Genomic DNA, 14,660 nt, shown 5'->3' on the forward strand with positions numbered 1-14,660 from the left:
GATTGGGCACTACGGTTGATTTCATCGATTCATCTTCATAGTGACCTTCGGGAATATCGATATCATCGGTCAGAGACGAGCCAGCAAGTAATTGGTTAATCGCTGATATATCAACGACTTTATGGTTAATTCCGAGTTTGTTACAGACAGTGCTAGCGCACTCTAACTCCTTTACATGACGTTGACCATAGTCAAAAGATAAAGCAAATACTTCTTTGCCGTCTGTTTTTGCACGGTTTAATACAGTAAAGGAATCCATGCCACCGGAATAAATAACAACAACTTTTTCAGCCATTTGAAAGCTCTCTTAATTGATCTAAGGTATAATAAACAAGGCTTATTATTTTACTTGAAATAAACAGTAGGCTAAAGCATAAATTAAAAACCGCAGTCAATAAAATACACCACAATGCAGAAGAGAAAACCACAATACCCATGAATTATAAAATTAATGAGCTTTTTGAAACGCTTCAAGGAGAAGGATCTTTTACCGGGCAACCGTCAATTTTCATTAGGCTGCAGGGGTGTCCTGTCGGATGCTCGTGGTGTGATACTAAGCATACTTGGGAGATTGACCTTGATGATGAAGTCAGTCCTGAGACTATGTTAGCTAAAAAAGTGGAAACTTCTCAGTGGTCTAACTTTAGTGCCGCTGATATTTTAGCATTATTTCAAGAAAAACAGTTCCGAGCAAAACACATTGTGATCACAGGCGGAGAGCCTTGCATGGTCGATTTAACACCACTATGTGAGTTACTTGAACAGCAAGGCTACAGTACACAAATTGAAACCTCAGGTACCTTTGAGATTATCACCACAGCAAAGTGTTGGGTAACAGTTTCGCCTAAGGTTAATATGCGTGGAGGTTATGAAGTTTTAGCCAGTGCTATGGCTCGTGCGAATGAAATCAAGCATCCCGTTGCTACAGAGCAACATGTGGATGACTTAAAAGCTTTATTGGCACTACATCAGGTAAAAGATACCGCTATATACTTACAGCCCATTAGTCAAAAGCAGCGAGCGACTGAATTAGCCATTGAAACTTGTATCGCTAATAACTGGCGTTTATCGGTACAGATGCACAAATATATTGGTATTGAATAATCTATCGTAGGTAAAGGTATAGTTAGTGATATTAGCTTTAAGCTGAGTATTAGCCCCACTATGGAAAGTGACTTAAGCTTAATTTAAGCAATTAAAGTGAATTAAGCTAGATTAAGTTATTCAGCAACTACTTTTGGTACTCGCTTTGACACGCGAGTTAACAACTCATAATTAATGGTATCGCTGCATTGAGCAACGGTATCAATACTTATATTTTTACCCCACAATTCCACGCTATCACCGATGATAATGTTTTCTACGTCGGTGATATCTACCGTGATCATGTCCATTGACACACGACCGACCAGCGGCGCAACTTTTCCCTTAAGAAATACTGGCGTGCCCGATTTTGCATTGCGTGGGTAGCCATCGGCATAACCAATGGCAACGGTGGCAATAATTGTTTCTCGCTCTGCTTGCCAAGTATCGCCATAACCGACGGTTTCACCCACTTTTACTGTATGTATAGCAATAATATTGGCTTGTAAGGTCATCACTGGAATGAGCGGTTGGCTTAATGGTGTTTCACCAATAGGGGAAACACCATAAAGTGCCAAGCCTAAACGTGTATGATCGCCATGACTTGCTGGCCAATTTAAAATGCCTGCAGAGTTAGCCATGCTAAATTTACAATGATACTTTGACACTAATTGCGTTAATTTTGCCAGTTGCTCGACCGGTTTTAGATTGTCAATTTGCTCAGCCGTGGAAAAATGAGAGCAGAGTACTAAATCTTTTCGTTGGTTGATTGATAGTTGTGCCATTATACGGTCGACTTGCTCAAGATGAAAACCTAAGCGGTTCATGCCGGTATCAACTTTTAGCCAAATATCACCAGAAAATTCAGGTCTAATAGACTTCAGCCACTGTATTTGATACTCACTGTGCAGCATTAACGTAAAATTATTTTTTCGCGCTAAGTCAAAGTCACTTTCTTTAAAAGGCCCTTCAAGAATAAGTACAGTGTTAGTTATTCCAGCACTGCGTAGGGCTAGAGCCTCATCAATAAAACCAACCGCAAAGCTATTAACTTTCGCACTTAAAGCATGAGCCACTTTATTGGCATCATGCCCGTAGGCGTCGGCTTTAATCACGGCAATGGTATTGCTTTTACTGGCGAGACTATCAATATATTGATAGTTTTTAACCAGGGCATCTAAGTCGATAATTGCTTGAGTAAGTCTGGAGGTATAGCTCATGTAATATTGTTGCTAATTAACGGATGAAAGTGGCGAAAATAAAATTAATTCAACGATGAAAACTTTACTAATTTCACTATTTTTTATGAGTTATCAGTGTAACATGAGAACTATAGTGCACCTTAGCTTAATTGTAATTTAATGATTAGTTAACGATTTTTGAAAAATAACACTAGATAACCATAACGAGATAACTTCATGAGCAGGCAAGCAGACTTAGTTGATGCGCTTAAAAGCATCAGCACAGAAGGGCAAAACCCCGATACTTTAGATATTGATTTACTTGATTCAATGGGTGTACTGAAAAAAATAAATACCGAAGATAAAAAAGTTGCTGTTATTGTCGGGCAATTGTTAGCTGAAATAGCGCAAGGGGTTGATCTTATTGTCGAGGCTTTTGCGAGTGGCGGCCGATTGATTTATATAGGCGCGGGTACCAGTGGCCGATTAGGGGTACTCGACTCGGTTGAATGTCCACCGACATTTAGTGTTTCCTGTGGACAAGTTATTGGTATTCTTGCTGGCGGCGCTGGCGCTATGTATAAAGCCGTTGAAGGTGCGGAAGATAATAAGCAACTTGCAATTGACGATTTGCAAGCAGTTAACTTATCGAGTAAAGATGTCCTCGTGGGTATAGCGGCTAGTGGCCGAACGCCTTATGTATTATCCGCAATGGCATACGCCAAAGAACAAGGTGCAAAAGTTATCGGCATCAGTTGTAGTGCTAACCCTATTTATGCGCAGAATACTGATGTTGATATATGCGCGGTAGTGGGTGCTGAAGTATTAACCGGCTCAACTCGGATGAAATCAGGTACCGCGCAAAAACTCATTTTAAATATGCTAAGCACTGCCAGTATGATCCGTAGTGGCAAAAGCTATAAAAACCTGATGATTGATGTCAATGCCAGTAACGAAAAACTATATGCTCGCGCCGTCCGCATTGTCATGCAAGCAACAGAATGTGATTTTAACACCGCAGAGCAAGCACTCGCCCAAGCGAATAATCAAACCAAGCTCGCCAGTTTAATGGTGTTAACCGGCTTAGATGTTAAGCAAGCTGAATCAGCCTTATTGACTAATAAAGGCTTTTTGCGTAAAGCAGTTGAGCAAGAAGATTGTTAATGGTGTGCATATGAAGCTTACTGTGTTTATCAAAATGCTAACGTTGTTATTTTACTTCTTTGTTTGTGGACTTAGTTTATCTGCGAGTACTAAAGCATAAAAAAATCATAGTTGGCGCTGAGCAAAGCAAGTCTCCAATACTCACTGATGCTAGTCCCTGAGCACTGATTTTTATCCAATATGAAGAGATAGACAAATCAGCTGCTAAATTAGATAAATGCATTTATTTAAAGAAAATCGCTAAGCTCTGTAGTGACAATAGTGTTGAACCGGAAAATATCAATTGCTTTTGTATCTATTAGACCAGTGCGGTGAAGTAAGATAAGGCAAAAAAAAGCACGGCAAAATAAAACAAGCCAAGACCAAAGTAAACACTGACCTAGTAAAGCAAAGCTAAGCGGCAGCCGTTCTATTACTACCGGTATTTTTTGCTTTATAAAGTGCTTTGTTCGCACGGGCAACTAAATTATTAAGATCTTCATCATGCATTTGCGCTACACCTGTACTACAAGATAATTGAATTCCTTTTGGCCAAGCGGAGTCGACAATACTCGCTCTAATTTTATCCGCTACTGCTACCGCTTGAGCAAGTGTTGTGTCAGGGCAAGCTAATAAAAACTCTTCGGTATTCCAGCGAACTAGGGTATCACTAGAGCGACAAGACTTATTAATTTGACCGACAAACTGCTGTAAAATTTTATCCGCCATTGCTTGGCCGTAATTAGGAGAAAGATCTTGGTAATTATCTATATTAAGAAAGATAATGCTTAAATTTTTTAAATCCGTTGGTGTAAGTTGATCAAAACATTTTCTCAAACCAATACGATTAAGTGCGCCGGTTAATGAGCAACTCATGGCGCCAAATGCTATGGCTGGTGCCGGTTGCGCTGGAGCGGTGCTTGCTAGCTTCTTCGGGCTATTAGCGCGATGGATTAGATAGCCGAACGCAAAGCTCCACAGTGTGATTAATATTGCAATCAGGGTTGTTGTGCCAACATACTTGCCTTTAAGTTCGATACCTTCAATGGTTAATTTATAGCTTCCTTCTTGTACCTGTGTACTGGGTGCTATGGCGATGCTATAAACATTGCTAAAGTCGGTACCACCATGAGATAAGGTTAAATTATGGCTGTTACTCCACCATTGCGGGATAGAGAAGTCGTTTAGTTTTAACCAAATGGGGTTAGTAACATAGGCTTCTAAATATTCTAAACTGTTATGTTTTAGGCTCTTTTCATCTTCTTGAACCGAGTAATCCGCATTAAAATTTCGTAATTCAATACGAGTGCCGGGTTGTGAGGGATGATTATGTTTTATCCATAAACCAATTTGCTGATAATTAGATAAGTCTAAACCAGTGAAGGGCGCTTGTTTGCTTAAATCCTGTACATCAATGATTAACTGACAAAAAGGTTGTTCAAGATGAGATTTGGTAATTTGACACAAAAATTCAATACCTTGATTGGTTTTAACAGCATTAGCGATTGAACTGCCCAATACGGTACGATCATCAACCGCGTTAATATTTGCTGAGTTTAAATTGATTGTTTTATGTTTTTCTAATATGTTGAAAAATAACAAAGCTAAGAGGATTAACGTTACTAAAACGAGTGAAATAGCGGCATACAGTTCACTACTTCCCTGAGCATCCTTTACTGTTTGCATAGACCAAGCTTCCTTTAAAGTCGGTGAGCGCATTCAAGGGGTTTAATTAAACGGATAAATTTATGTGAAGTTATCCGTTTAAGTGCATAGCACTTAAACGCAGCAGCTCCTTTAAAAGTAATACAGCATTAGCAATAATTCCAATCTGACTCATTGTTCAATAATTAAGCTCAATAACTTAGTTCAATTGCTATGAAGCAACTTTTAGCTGCTCAGCAACATAATCAGCAATGGCTAAGCTAGACGTTAGCCCAGGGGAATCAATACCAAATAAGTTGATCAAGCCTTTGAGGTGGTGTACTTCACTGGTTTGAATAACAAAATCTTTAAAGCTGTCATCTTTTCCCTGAAGTTTTGGCCGAATGCCAGCATAAGCCGGTTGTAATTTATTGGCATCGATATTAGGAAAATATTGCGATACCTGCTTAAGAAACTTTGTTTTTAGTTGCTCAGGAAAATCGTAATCTAAATGTTCAATATACTGGGTATCAGGGCCAAATTTTAATTGTCCGCCCATATCTAACGAAGCATGAATACCTAAGCCATTATCCCGAGGAATAGGATAAATTAACTGTTTAAACGGGCTTTGACCTTGATAAGAAAAATAATGGCCACGACACCAATGCAGCTTGGGAATAAGTGCTTTATCTAAGCCCTCGATAGTATGGGCTAATGATTCACTGTGTAAGCCAGCGCAATTAATTATATAATTACAGCGTATTGATAGTAGCTCACCTTGGCTATTTAAACTAACCTCAAAACCCTCTTGTTTAGGAATGGCACTGACCAGTTTAGTTCTGGCAACGAACATGGCGTTATTTTGTTCAGCTTGGGCTAATAAGCTTTGCATATAAGCATGGCTGTCGATTATACCTGTTGAAGGTGAGCGCAGGGCAGCACTAGCAAGTAATTCAGGCTCGAGTTCTTGTAACTCTGCTTGAGTAAGCCAAGTCAGATCATCAACACCATTATTTCGCGCGCTGACCAGTGTTTTTTTGAGATAAGCTTCTTCTTCTGCACCTTGGGCAACCAATAACTTACCAATTTTATCTACTGGGATATGACGCTCTTGGCAATATTGATAAAGCATGGCTTTACCTTGTACACAGAATTTGGCTTTTAGGCTATTTTTCGGATAGTAAATACCAGCATGAATTACTTCACTGTTTCGACTACTGGTTTCTTCACCAAAACTAGCGTTTTTATCAATAACTAACACATCATTAAATTGTTGACTGAGTTTTGCCGCGATGGCTAAACCAATAACACCAGCACCAACAATGAGCACATTGACTTTGTCCATAATATCCTTAGTTATATCCTGCACACTTTACTTTGGTAGTAAGTGTGACAATAAGTGGCCTAATTATAGCGAAAAAACAAACATCTACTTAGCTTTTCAATTAAATTTTAAATTAAGCTTATAGTTAACTTTTAACGTCCTTAGTAACTACAGCCGATGATTTGTGACCATGTCCTATGGAATTATTCAGTCGCTTATTAACTATTTATATAAAGTAAATTTTTTATACATCGCTATTAAGGACAAAATGCTCATTGCATCAATAACCTCGGAGCATCAAGGGCCCTAAATATAATATCGATAGAATAATGCTAATTTAGCTTTAATAAATTGCTATGCATTAAAAGCTATACAATATTTAGTTTATTAGTCGTTAAACAATGAAACTGCAGCTTTGAAGTTTTACCGTTAAGCGGTAAACTTTCATTAATACAGCACAATTAAAACAGTAATAAAATTCATATGAAAAAGACTGAGAATCCTGAATATTCGACCAAAACTATCCATAAGGTGAGCTATATGTTTTCACCTGAAGCTGCAGAAGAAAATAAGGGCAAGCTGATAAGGAAAATCACAACGGATGTGGTTATTGTTGAGCAACCTCTACAGATCACTTTATCTTGGCTCGAACAAGGCGTAGTAAAAAATACCGTATTCACTATTACTATGCGTACGCCAGGACACGATAAGTTATTAATAACCGGGTTATTACATAGTGAAGGAGTGATAAAGCAGCTTAGTGATATTGAATCAATAAAGTTAGCCTCAGAAGGTGTTACTGGAGAAGGTTGGCAAAACGAGTGGCTTGTACACTTTATTACTGGTTTTACCCCAGATTTATCATCATTAGAGCGGTATATTATCAGCTACTCGAGTTGTGGCCTTTGTGGCAGCACTTCATTAAAAACACTGCAGTTAAAAACAACGATAAATTTAGCTTTTACTGAACATAAACATGCCTTAGCGGCCCAATCATTACTTTTATTGTCCAGTAAAATGCGTAGTGAACAAGCTCTATTTGATAAAACGGGTGGCGTACATGGCGCCGCCTTATTTATGTTAAAAGTTGAGCTAGCATTTAAAAATAAGGTTGAACGAGCGTTTGAACAACAGTTAAATAAGCAATTAACTTTACAGCATATCTATGAAGATATTGGTCGCCATAACGCGGTCGATAAAGTTATCGGCGCCTTATTAACATCTACATCCATATCTAGTACAGCTAAAGATAAGTTAGCGCAGGTTAACTGTGATGCCTTATCGCTATCAGTACCATTACGATTATTACTTGTTAGTGGCCGCATAAGTTTTGAAATAGTACAAAAGACCATTATGGCTGGTATTCATGTTTTAGTCGGTGTTGGTGCACCGTCAGACCTTGCTATACAAGCAGCCAAGCAATTTGATTTAACCCTAATAGGCTTTGTTAGTGAACGTGGCTTTAATGTCTATCATGGTGATTGGCGCTTAAGTAATCACCAGCGCTAAATCAGCGGTGGATTTTTAGCTTTGTTGATGATCACCGCGACCGATTTTGATGTTGGTGTATAAGAGCGATCACCAAAACTATCTAGTGGTACCAGCGGATTAGTTTCTGGGTAATAAGCGGCAAGATTACTTCTTGGAATGTCGTAAAAGCATAATATGAAGTTAGTTACCGTTCTGTTTTGGTTATCAGACCAAATAGAGGTGATGTCGACATAATCGTTATTTTTAAAACCCTGTTTTAAAGCATCTTTTTTATTGATAAATAATACATTTCTCGCGTTACTAACGCCACGATATCGATCGTCCATGCCATAGATGGTGGTATTGTATTGATCGTGTGAACGCAATGATTGCAAAGTATAAAGTGGCTGTTTGTTATTTTGTAGCTCGTCTAATTTGTCTTTTGAGATATTGATAATACTTGTTGGTAGAAAATTAGCAGAAAACAAAGCTTTTTCTTGCGCATTGTGCCATTTTAATTGTGCAGCACTGTTACCAAGATAGAAGCCACCTGGTTGTTCAAGCTGTAGATTAAAATCGGTAAATCCTGGAATGGCTTGTTCGATCAAGTCACGAATTAAGTCGTAATTTCCTTTTAGCTGTTGCCAGTTAATGCTGGTATTGGCGGTGGCGTTAGTCTTACTCTTAGCGAGGGTTACCTCAGCGATATCGGCGACAATGGCAGTTTCAGAGTGCATTGTCTTTGCTAGGGGCACAACGTTACCTTGTGATGCATGCACCATGCTAAAAGTATCTTCCACGGTAATAAACTGCTCTCCCGTGGCTTGGTTATCTATTTCGGTACGGCCTAAACAGGGCAGGATCAGTGCGTCTTGACCTATACATAAATGGCTACGGTTGAGCTTAGTGCTTATTTGCACATTCAAGTCGGTATTCTTTAACGCTTGATGGGTTTGCTTGGTATCGGGTGCGGCTTGGGCGATGTTTCCACCTAAACAAATCAATACCTTACTGGTTTTCTTTAGTAAAGCCGTTAACGCATAATAAACGTTATGACCTTTTTCTTTCGGTAATGGCGTATTAACGGCTTGAGAAAGTTGCTCGATAAATGCGGCGGTTGGTTTTTCATTGATGCCCATGGTGCGATTACCTTGCACATTGGAATGACCACGAACGGGACATAAGCCGGCGCCTTGTTTGCCAATATTGCCAGACAACAATTGTAAGTTAACAATTTCTTGAATGGTAGCGACAGAATGTTTGTGTTGAGTGATGCCCATTGCCCAGGTACAAATGACCTTATCTGCGTTCAAAAACACCTCAGCAGCTTGCGACAACTGTTCAAATGATAGCCCTGATTGTTGTTCAATTAGTTGCCAAGAGGTGTCGTTAACTACTTGCCGATATTGCTCAAAATCTTGGCAGTGCTCGGTAATAAAATCATTATCGATTATGGCTGGCTCGCTGTTGGCTTTGTGCTCAGCGTTACGGGCGAGAATAATTTTAACCATGCCGCGAACGGCCGCCATATCACCACCGAGTTTTGGGGTGAAATAAGCATGGCTGATAGTCGTTGCTTTAGAGGTCAATAATTCTATCGGGTCTTGCGGGCTAGCAAAACGTTCCAGTGCCACTTCTTTTAAATTGTTAAAGCTCACTATTTTGCAGCCGCCGCGTGCGGCCTTACGCAAGGCATTCATCATCCTAGGATGATTGGTACCTGGATTTTGGCCAAAAACAAATATGGCATCGGCATGGTTAAAGTCGTCTAATACTACCGTGCCTTTGCCAATGCCAATGGCTTCATTTAAGGCAACACCGCTGGCTTCGTGACACATATTTGAACAGTCAGGGAAATTATTGGTACCAAAAAGTCGGCCAAATAATTGATAGAGGAACGAGGCTTCATTGCTGGCGCGACCGGAAGTATAAAACTCTGCTTCATTGGGCGAATTTAAGCTGTTAAGTTTATCGGCTATTAGTTGATAGGCATCTTGCCAGTCAATAGGCTGGTAATGATCAGTGTCTTTATTGTATCTCATCGGCTGTGTTAGCCGACCTTGGTACTCTAACCAATAATCACTTTGTTTTTGTAACTGGCTGACACTATGCTGGGCGAAGAACTCGGCATCTACTTTTTTACTGGTAGACTCCCAAGCAATGGCTTTGGCGCCATTTTCACAAAACTGCAGTAAACCTTCTTTTTCATCACCCCAAGCACAACCGGGACAATCAAAGCCTTTATCCTTATTTGCTCTTAATAAGTTTTTGACATTAGTCTGCGGTTGTTGGCTTTGAATAATGTGTTTTAAGGTCGAGGTTAATGATGACAAACCACCGGCTTTGTTGGGTTTTTTACTAAAATGCTCAGACACAAAATTCACCTTGAAATAATACCAATTGAACTAATTTACTCATCACTTAGCGAGAATTAAACTGTTTGGTATAACTATGCAGACAATTGCAAAATTGAAATAATTTAATTGCTTAATTATATACGGAGGCAGAGGCCAGACGCCAGTCATTCAACTGGCTTACTTTGATTCGTTCAGCGGGATTCCGCTTTTATGTGCTGAAATGAATACAGCTAACTTTTTTTACCATAGAGCTGTTCAGCTTTGTTATACATTAACCAAGAAGTAACCACATATTTCTCATCAGACAAAGGAATATGACCTTTATGGGTATGGGTAAAACCGGCAGGGAAAATAACTAATGAGCCTTTTTTAGGTTTTACCTTTATTCCTTGATAATGAAATTCAGTTTCGCCACCTTCTTCAACATCGTTTAAATAATACAAAAAAGCTAATACACGGTGTAAAGGCTTATTGTGTGGTAATTGGGGGAAAATTTCTGAGTGCCAGTAATGATAACCACCAACTCCTTGTTCGTAACGCTGCACGGTAAATTTGTCGTAACAAAAAACATATTGGATCAATTGGTCTAAATAAGGTTTACCTATGTGGTCAAAATTTTCTTTCGTTACCGAGGTCGGTAAGCCAGTTTCAGGATGTTTCACCGTAGGGTTCAATGCGGAAATTAACGCCATATAATGCTCAGTCAAATAAGCTTTTACATGGGGGTAACTGGCATTAATGACTTCAAGCTGTAGAGCTTGCCATTCTTTTTCAACCATAGTGACATCTTGACTGTCTTTTAGATTAGTCATTACACCACTGCCAACACGACCTTTTACTACTTTATCACTGCTCTGATGACCATTCATTAGTTGGTCGCAAAGTTCATCAGACAGCGCATTGTCAAATACACCGATAAATTGGCTCATTCATAATCCTTAACGCTATTTTTCTTAAATTTAGCTGATATTTCTATATAACCACACTAACGCAAGGTAACCAAATTATAAATATTTTAATAACATCATTGTAACATGCTTGTAACATTTGCAGTATTAATGCTATGTTTGAATGGCCTTGATGAAAATCAAGGTGTACTGAATATGTATAAAAAACCAATAATTATAACTAACGTACAGGTAATATTCATGTCAAACAATATCAAACGTCACAAAATGTCGACGCATAAGACAGCCATAATAACTACCGCAAGTGTTTTATCGCTTTCAATATCAACCGCTTTATATGCAGCAGAGCCGGTCGGTGTGCAAACCACAGATAATTTATTATCAGCAGTGGCTAGTTCACCTTTACCAAAACGCTTTATTGTCAAATATAAGCAATCAGCTAACGCTCAGTTAATGAGTCAATCAGCGAGTCCTGCAGCAACCAATAGTGTTACCGGCTTTAGCAATATGGCAAGTCCAACGGCCTTTGCTCGATTAATTGCCGTTAGGAAAAAGTTAAAAAATCTAGGTGCTAAAGTTAAAGCTGAATTTCCAAACATGAACATGATCAGCGCTGAACTATCTTCAGCCGATGCAATGAGCTTAGCGAATGATGACAATGTTGAATATGTAGAAGAAGATTTACAACGTCGTTTTATGGCACAAAGCGTACCTTATGGTATTGGTATGGTTCAAGCCGATCAAGTTGATGACAGTGTTGCATCAGCTAATTCTGGCGGTAAGAAAATTTGTATCATTGATTCAGGCCTAAACTTGCCTCATGAAGACATGGGTGCACAAGGTGGCACTATTAATGGTACTAGTGATAGCGGAACAGGTAATTGGTTTGACCATGGTGGACCACATGGTACTCACGTAGCGGGTACTATTGCGGCACTTAATAATGGCATTGGTGTTCGAGGTGTTATTGGTACCGATCCTAATTTACATATTGTTAAAGTATTTAATGAAGCAGGTTGGGGTTATTCTTCTGACCTAGTTAGTGCTATTAACAAATGTGTCAGCAATGGCTCAGATGTTATTAACATGAGTTTAGGTGGTACAGGTTCAAGTATTAGTGAGAAAAATGGAATTCAAGCAGCTTATGATGCAGGTGTATTACTTATCGCTGCTGCAGGTAACGACGGTGTTGCAACAAGCACTACCGATGTTGAAAGCTTTCCAGCATCATATGACTCAGTAATGTCAGTAGCCGCTATTGATAGCGCTAAAGTATTAGCTGATTTTTCACAGAAAAATAGTCAAGTTGAAATATCAGGTCCAGGTGTCGATGTATATTCTACTTACCCTGAAGGATTAGGTTCAGTGGTTGAAGTGTCTGTGGCAGGAAGTGGTTATAGCGCTAATGCCATGGAAAACCAAGGTAGTGCAACGGCTGCTTTATATAACTTTGGTACAGGTCAAGCCATTGATTCTGGTGCTAGTGGTAGTGTTTGTTTAATCGCTCGTGGCAGCATTTCATTTCACGATAAAGTGAAAGCTTGTCAAGATAGCGGTGGTGTTGGTGCAATTTTATATAATAACGTTGCTGGTAGTTTTGGTGGCACTTTAGGTACCTCAAACGCGACTAGTATCCCTAGTGTTACTGTTTCTGATACTGATGGCGCGGCGATGTTAAATAATTTAGGCGCTAGCGCAACGATAAATATTGGTACGGGTAATTATGGAAAAATGAGTGGTACTTCAATGGCATCGCCTCATGTTGCAGGTGTAGCTGCCTTAGTGTGGAGTCATCACCCTACTTGTACTAACGTTGAAATTCGTAATGTACTTAATGCCACAGCCCAAGATCTTGGTGCTACCGGCCGCGATGTTAAATTTGGTTACGGTTTAGCGCAAACTAAAGATGCTATTGATTACATTACAGCCAATGGTTGTGACGGCAGTGGCTCAGGTGGCGGCGGTGGTGGTACAACACCGGGTGATACTGTACTTGAAAATGGTGTTGTTAAAACTGACTTAGCAGCAACTACAGGCAATGCACTTGTTTTCACTATGGAAGTACCAGTAGGTGCAACCGACATTAACTTTGCTACTACCGGTGGTAGTGGTGATGCAGATTTATATGTGAAATTTGGCGCTGAGCCAACAGACAGTGTTTACGACTGTCGTCCATATAAATCAGGTAATGTGGAATCATGTGCTAGTACCGACGCTGGCGGTACTTATTATGTGAAAATTAAAGCGTATAGTGACTTTACAGGCGTTAATTTAACCGCTAGTTACACTGAGCCAAGTACTGGTGGAGGCGGCGGTGCTGTTCAGCCAATCGATAGTACAGTTAACAACATATCTGTTTCAAGAAGACAGTGGACGCGTTATACCCTTGATTTAGCAGCAGGTTACGGCGACTTAACTGTTACTTTATCTGGTGGTAGTGGTGATGCAGATTTATACGTTACTGAAGGTAAGCAATCTACTTCATCAACTTATGATTGTCGTCCATATAAAAATGGCAACAATGAGACGTGTAACTTTACCACTCCTGCACAAGGTACTTGGTATGTTGATATTTACGGTTATTCAGCAGCATCAGGGATAACGTTAAACATCCAAGCTACACCACAGTAATTGTGAGCTAGCTCAGGAAATAGCTTGATAAAATAAGCTATAAAAATAAAAAAAAGGGTAACACTTGCAGTATAAAGTAGTTACCCTTTTTTTATTAAACGGGTTGTGTGGAGGTGTCATAAATAATGAGAATCGCGTCAGTAAATGAGATTGACCTCTTATGTTCACTGTTACCACTTTGAAGACGTTAGCATTTGATAATTTATACTGAAAAATTTTGTATGTTTTGATCTACAGCGGACATGGTTCAACAACCTTATTGCATTAGCAGTTTCCTGTTAGCTGACGTTCCCAGCAGAAAAGTACATGAGGGCTTTTGATGATAGTTTTTTCTAAATGAATAGTTCAACAGAAAGTCGCCAAACCCACCATAGCCGGCGTTTCTATATGATTTTAACGCTCTGGAAAGCGGTCTCTCGAATAGTCTATTTAGGGGGTACTTCAAACAAACCACTCTATTTGACGGCAAATCTACGATAGCTGACCCACTTGCCGAAATAACACAATAGATCAAATTTCCAAGTCCGTGACCAGCACTTTCTAATATTTCAGCAATAAAATTGCAATTCGAGATCTATTTCTGGGAAATTGAGTAAGCGTCTCGGGAAGTACGTTCTAACGCATGCCTCTTTTGAAGCGATTCTTTTCGCGCCTTCAGAAGCTGGCACTGTTAAGTTACAGACTATTCCCGGATGTTCTATCACCTATCGACGATGCGCTTTCATCCCCGCCTTGGAAAAGACGGGGGGGGTCGCTAAATATAGCGAATAATTAATCTTCCTATTTAGCAATAGTTTTAATTTTCAGGGTTAAGTGTTTTATCCAATAAGAATTTTTTTGCTTTTTCGCCAGAATTAGGCCTTGTTGAATAATTCTCTCGGCTTCATCTCTTTTGGCCAATTTAATCAATGCATCGGCA

At 39.5% G+C, this 14,660-nt stretch carries 10 protein-coding genes; 4 read left to right on the top strand and 6 right to left on the bottom strand.

The annotated features are described in order from the left end of the window. The coding region (locus tag HRT50_RS13720) for a 7-cyano-7-deazaguanine synthase (protein ID WP_291615415.1) at window positions 1-295 on the bottom strand (295 nt) is incomplete at its 3' end. Between the two features lie 140 nt (window positions 296-435). On the opposite strand from HRT50_RS13720, the gene queE reads away from it, so the two are divergent. Continuing rightward, entirely contained in the window at window positions 436-1,104 is a 669-nt protein-coding gene (gene queE, locus HRT50_RS13725; RefSeq protein WP_291615418.1) for a 7-carboxy-7-deazaguanine synthase QueE, read from the top strand. Window positions 1,105-1,220: 116 nt separating this feature from the next. Here the strand turns inward: queE and alr are convergent, their stop codons facing one another. Next, window positions 1,221-2,303 carry an alanine racemase gene (alr, locus tag HRT50_RS13730; protein ID WP_291615420.1) on the bottom strand — a complete coding sequence of 361 codons (1,083 nt, stop codon included), beginning with the start codon at window positions 2,301-2,303 and terminating at the stop codon, window positions 1,221-1,223. 198 nt (window positions 2,304-2,501) lie between these two features. Between alr and murQ the strand changes: the two genes are divergently transcribed. Further along, entirely contained in the window at window positions 2,502-3,428 is a 927-nt protein-coding gene (gene murQ / locus HRT50_RS13735) for an N-acetylmuramic acid 6-phosphate etherase (protein ID WP_291615423.1), read from the top strand. A 393-nt stretch (window positions 3,429-3,821) separates the two neighbouring features. On the opposite strand, the gene HRT50_RS13740 is transcribed toward murQ, so the two are convergent. Together HRT50_RS13740 and HRT50_RS13745 are read right to left on the bottom strand one after the other, a co-directional pair. Further along, on the bottom strand, window positions 3,822-5,093 hold the full coding sequence (locus HRT50_RS13740; protein ID WP_291615425.1) for a GGDEF domain-containing protein: 1,272 nt from the start codon (window positions 5,091-5,093) through the stop codon (window positions 3,822-3,824). A gap of 190 nt (window positions 5,094-5,283) precedes the next feature. Further along, window positions 5,284-6,396, bottom strand: coding sequence for an NAD(P)/FAD-dependent oxidoreductase (locus tag HRT50_RS13745; protein WP_291615427.1), 1,113 nt, complete (start codon window positions 6,394-6,396; stop codon window positions 5,284-5,286). A 519-nt stretch (window positions 6,397-6,915) separates the two neighbouring features. Between HRT50_RS13745 and HRT50_RS13750 the strand changes: the two genes are divergently transcribed. After that, the gene (locus HRT50_RS13750) at window positions 6,916-7,884 is read left to right on the top strand and encodes a formate dehydrogenase accessory sulfurtransferase FdhD (protein WP_291615429.1); all 969 of its coding nucleotides are present in this window, start codon (window positions 6,916-6,918) and stop codon (window positions 7,882-7,884) included. Here the strand turns inward: HRT50_RS13750 and HRT50_RS13755 are convergent. Further along, window positions 7,881-10,220 carry an FdhF/YdeP family oxidoreductase gene (locus HRT50_RS13755; protein WP_291615431.1) on the bottom strand — a complete coding sequence of 780 codons (2,340 nt, stop codon included), beginning with the start codon at window positions 10,218-10,220 and terminating at the stop codon, window positions 7,881-7,883. The genes HRT50_RS13750 and HRT50_RS13755 overlap by 4 nt on opposite strands. A gap of 212 nt (window positions 10,221-10,432) precedes the next feature. Beyond that, window positions 10,433-11,131 carry a 2OG-Fe(II) oxygenase gene (locus HRT50_RS13760; RefSeq protein ID WP_291615433.1) on the bottom strand — a complete coding sequence of 233 codons (699 nt, stop codon included), beginning with the start codon at window positions 11,129-11,131 and terminating at the stop codon, window positions 10,433-10,435. 219 nt (window positions 11,132-11,350) lie between these two features. Between HRT50_RS13760 and HRT50_RS13765 the strand changes: the two genes are divergently transcribed. Then, window positions 11,351-13,741 carry a S8 family serine peptidase gene (locus HRT50_RS13765; protein WP_291615435.1) on the top strand — a complete coding sequence of 797 codons (2,391 nt, stop codon included), beginning with the start codon at window positions 11,351-11,353 and terminating at the stop codon, window positions 13,739-13,741. The last annotated feature ends 919 nt before the right edge of the window (window positions 13,742-14,660 follow it).

This window comes from Colwellia sp., from assembly GCF_013215345.1.
Taxonomy (GTDB): domain Bacteria; phylum Pseudomonadota; class Gammaproteobacteria; order Enterobacterales; family Alteromonadaceae; genus Colwellia.

Excerpts from the sequence above, each read along its gene's own strand:
- queE (WP_291615418.1), top strand. The coding sequence starts at position 436 with ATGAATTATAAAATTAATGAGCTTTTTGAAACGCTTCAAGGAGAAGGA.
- HRT50_RS13765 (WP_291615435.1), top strand. The coding sequence starts at position 11,351 with ATGTCAAACAATATCAAACGTCACAAAATGTCGACGCATAAGACAGCC.
- alr (WP_291615420.1), bottom strand. The coding sequence starts at position 2,303 with ATGAGCTATACCTCCAGACTTACTCAAGCAATTATCGACTTAGATGCC.
- HRT50_RS13750 (WP_291615429.1), top strand. The coding sequence starts at position 6,916 with ATGTTTTCACCTGAAGCTGCAGAAGAAAATAAGGGCAAGCTGATAAGG.
- HRT50_RS13745 (WP_291615427.1), bottom strand. The coding sequence starts at position 6,396 with ATGGACAAAGTCAATGTGCTCATTGTTGGTGCTGGTGTTATTGGTTTA.
- HRT50_RS13760 (WP_291615433.1), bottom strand. The coding sequence starts at position 11,131 with ATGAGCCAATTTATCGGTGTATTTGACAATGCGCTGTCTGATGAACTT.
- murQ (WP_291615423.1), top strand. The coding sequence starts at position 2,502 with ATGAGCAGGCAAGCAGACTTAGTTGATGCGCTTAAAAGCATCAGCACA.
- HRT50_RS13740 (WP_291615425.1), bottom strand. The coding sequence starts at position 5,093 with ATGCAAACAGTAAAGGATGCTCAGGGAAGTAGTGAACTGTATGCCGCT.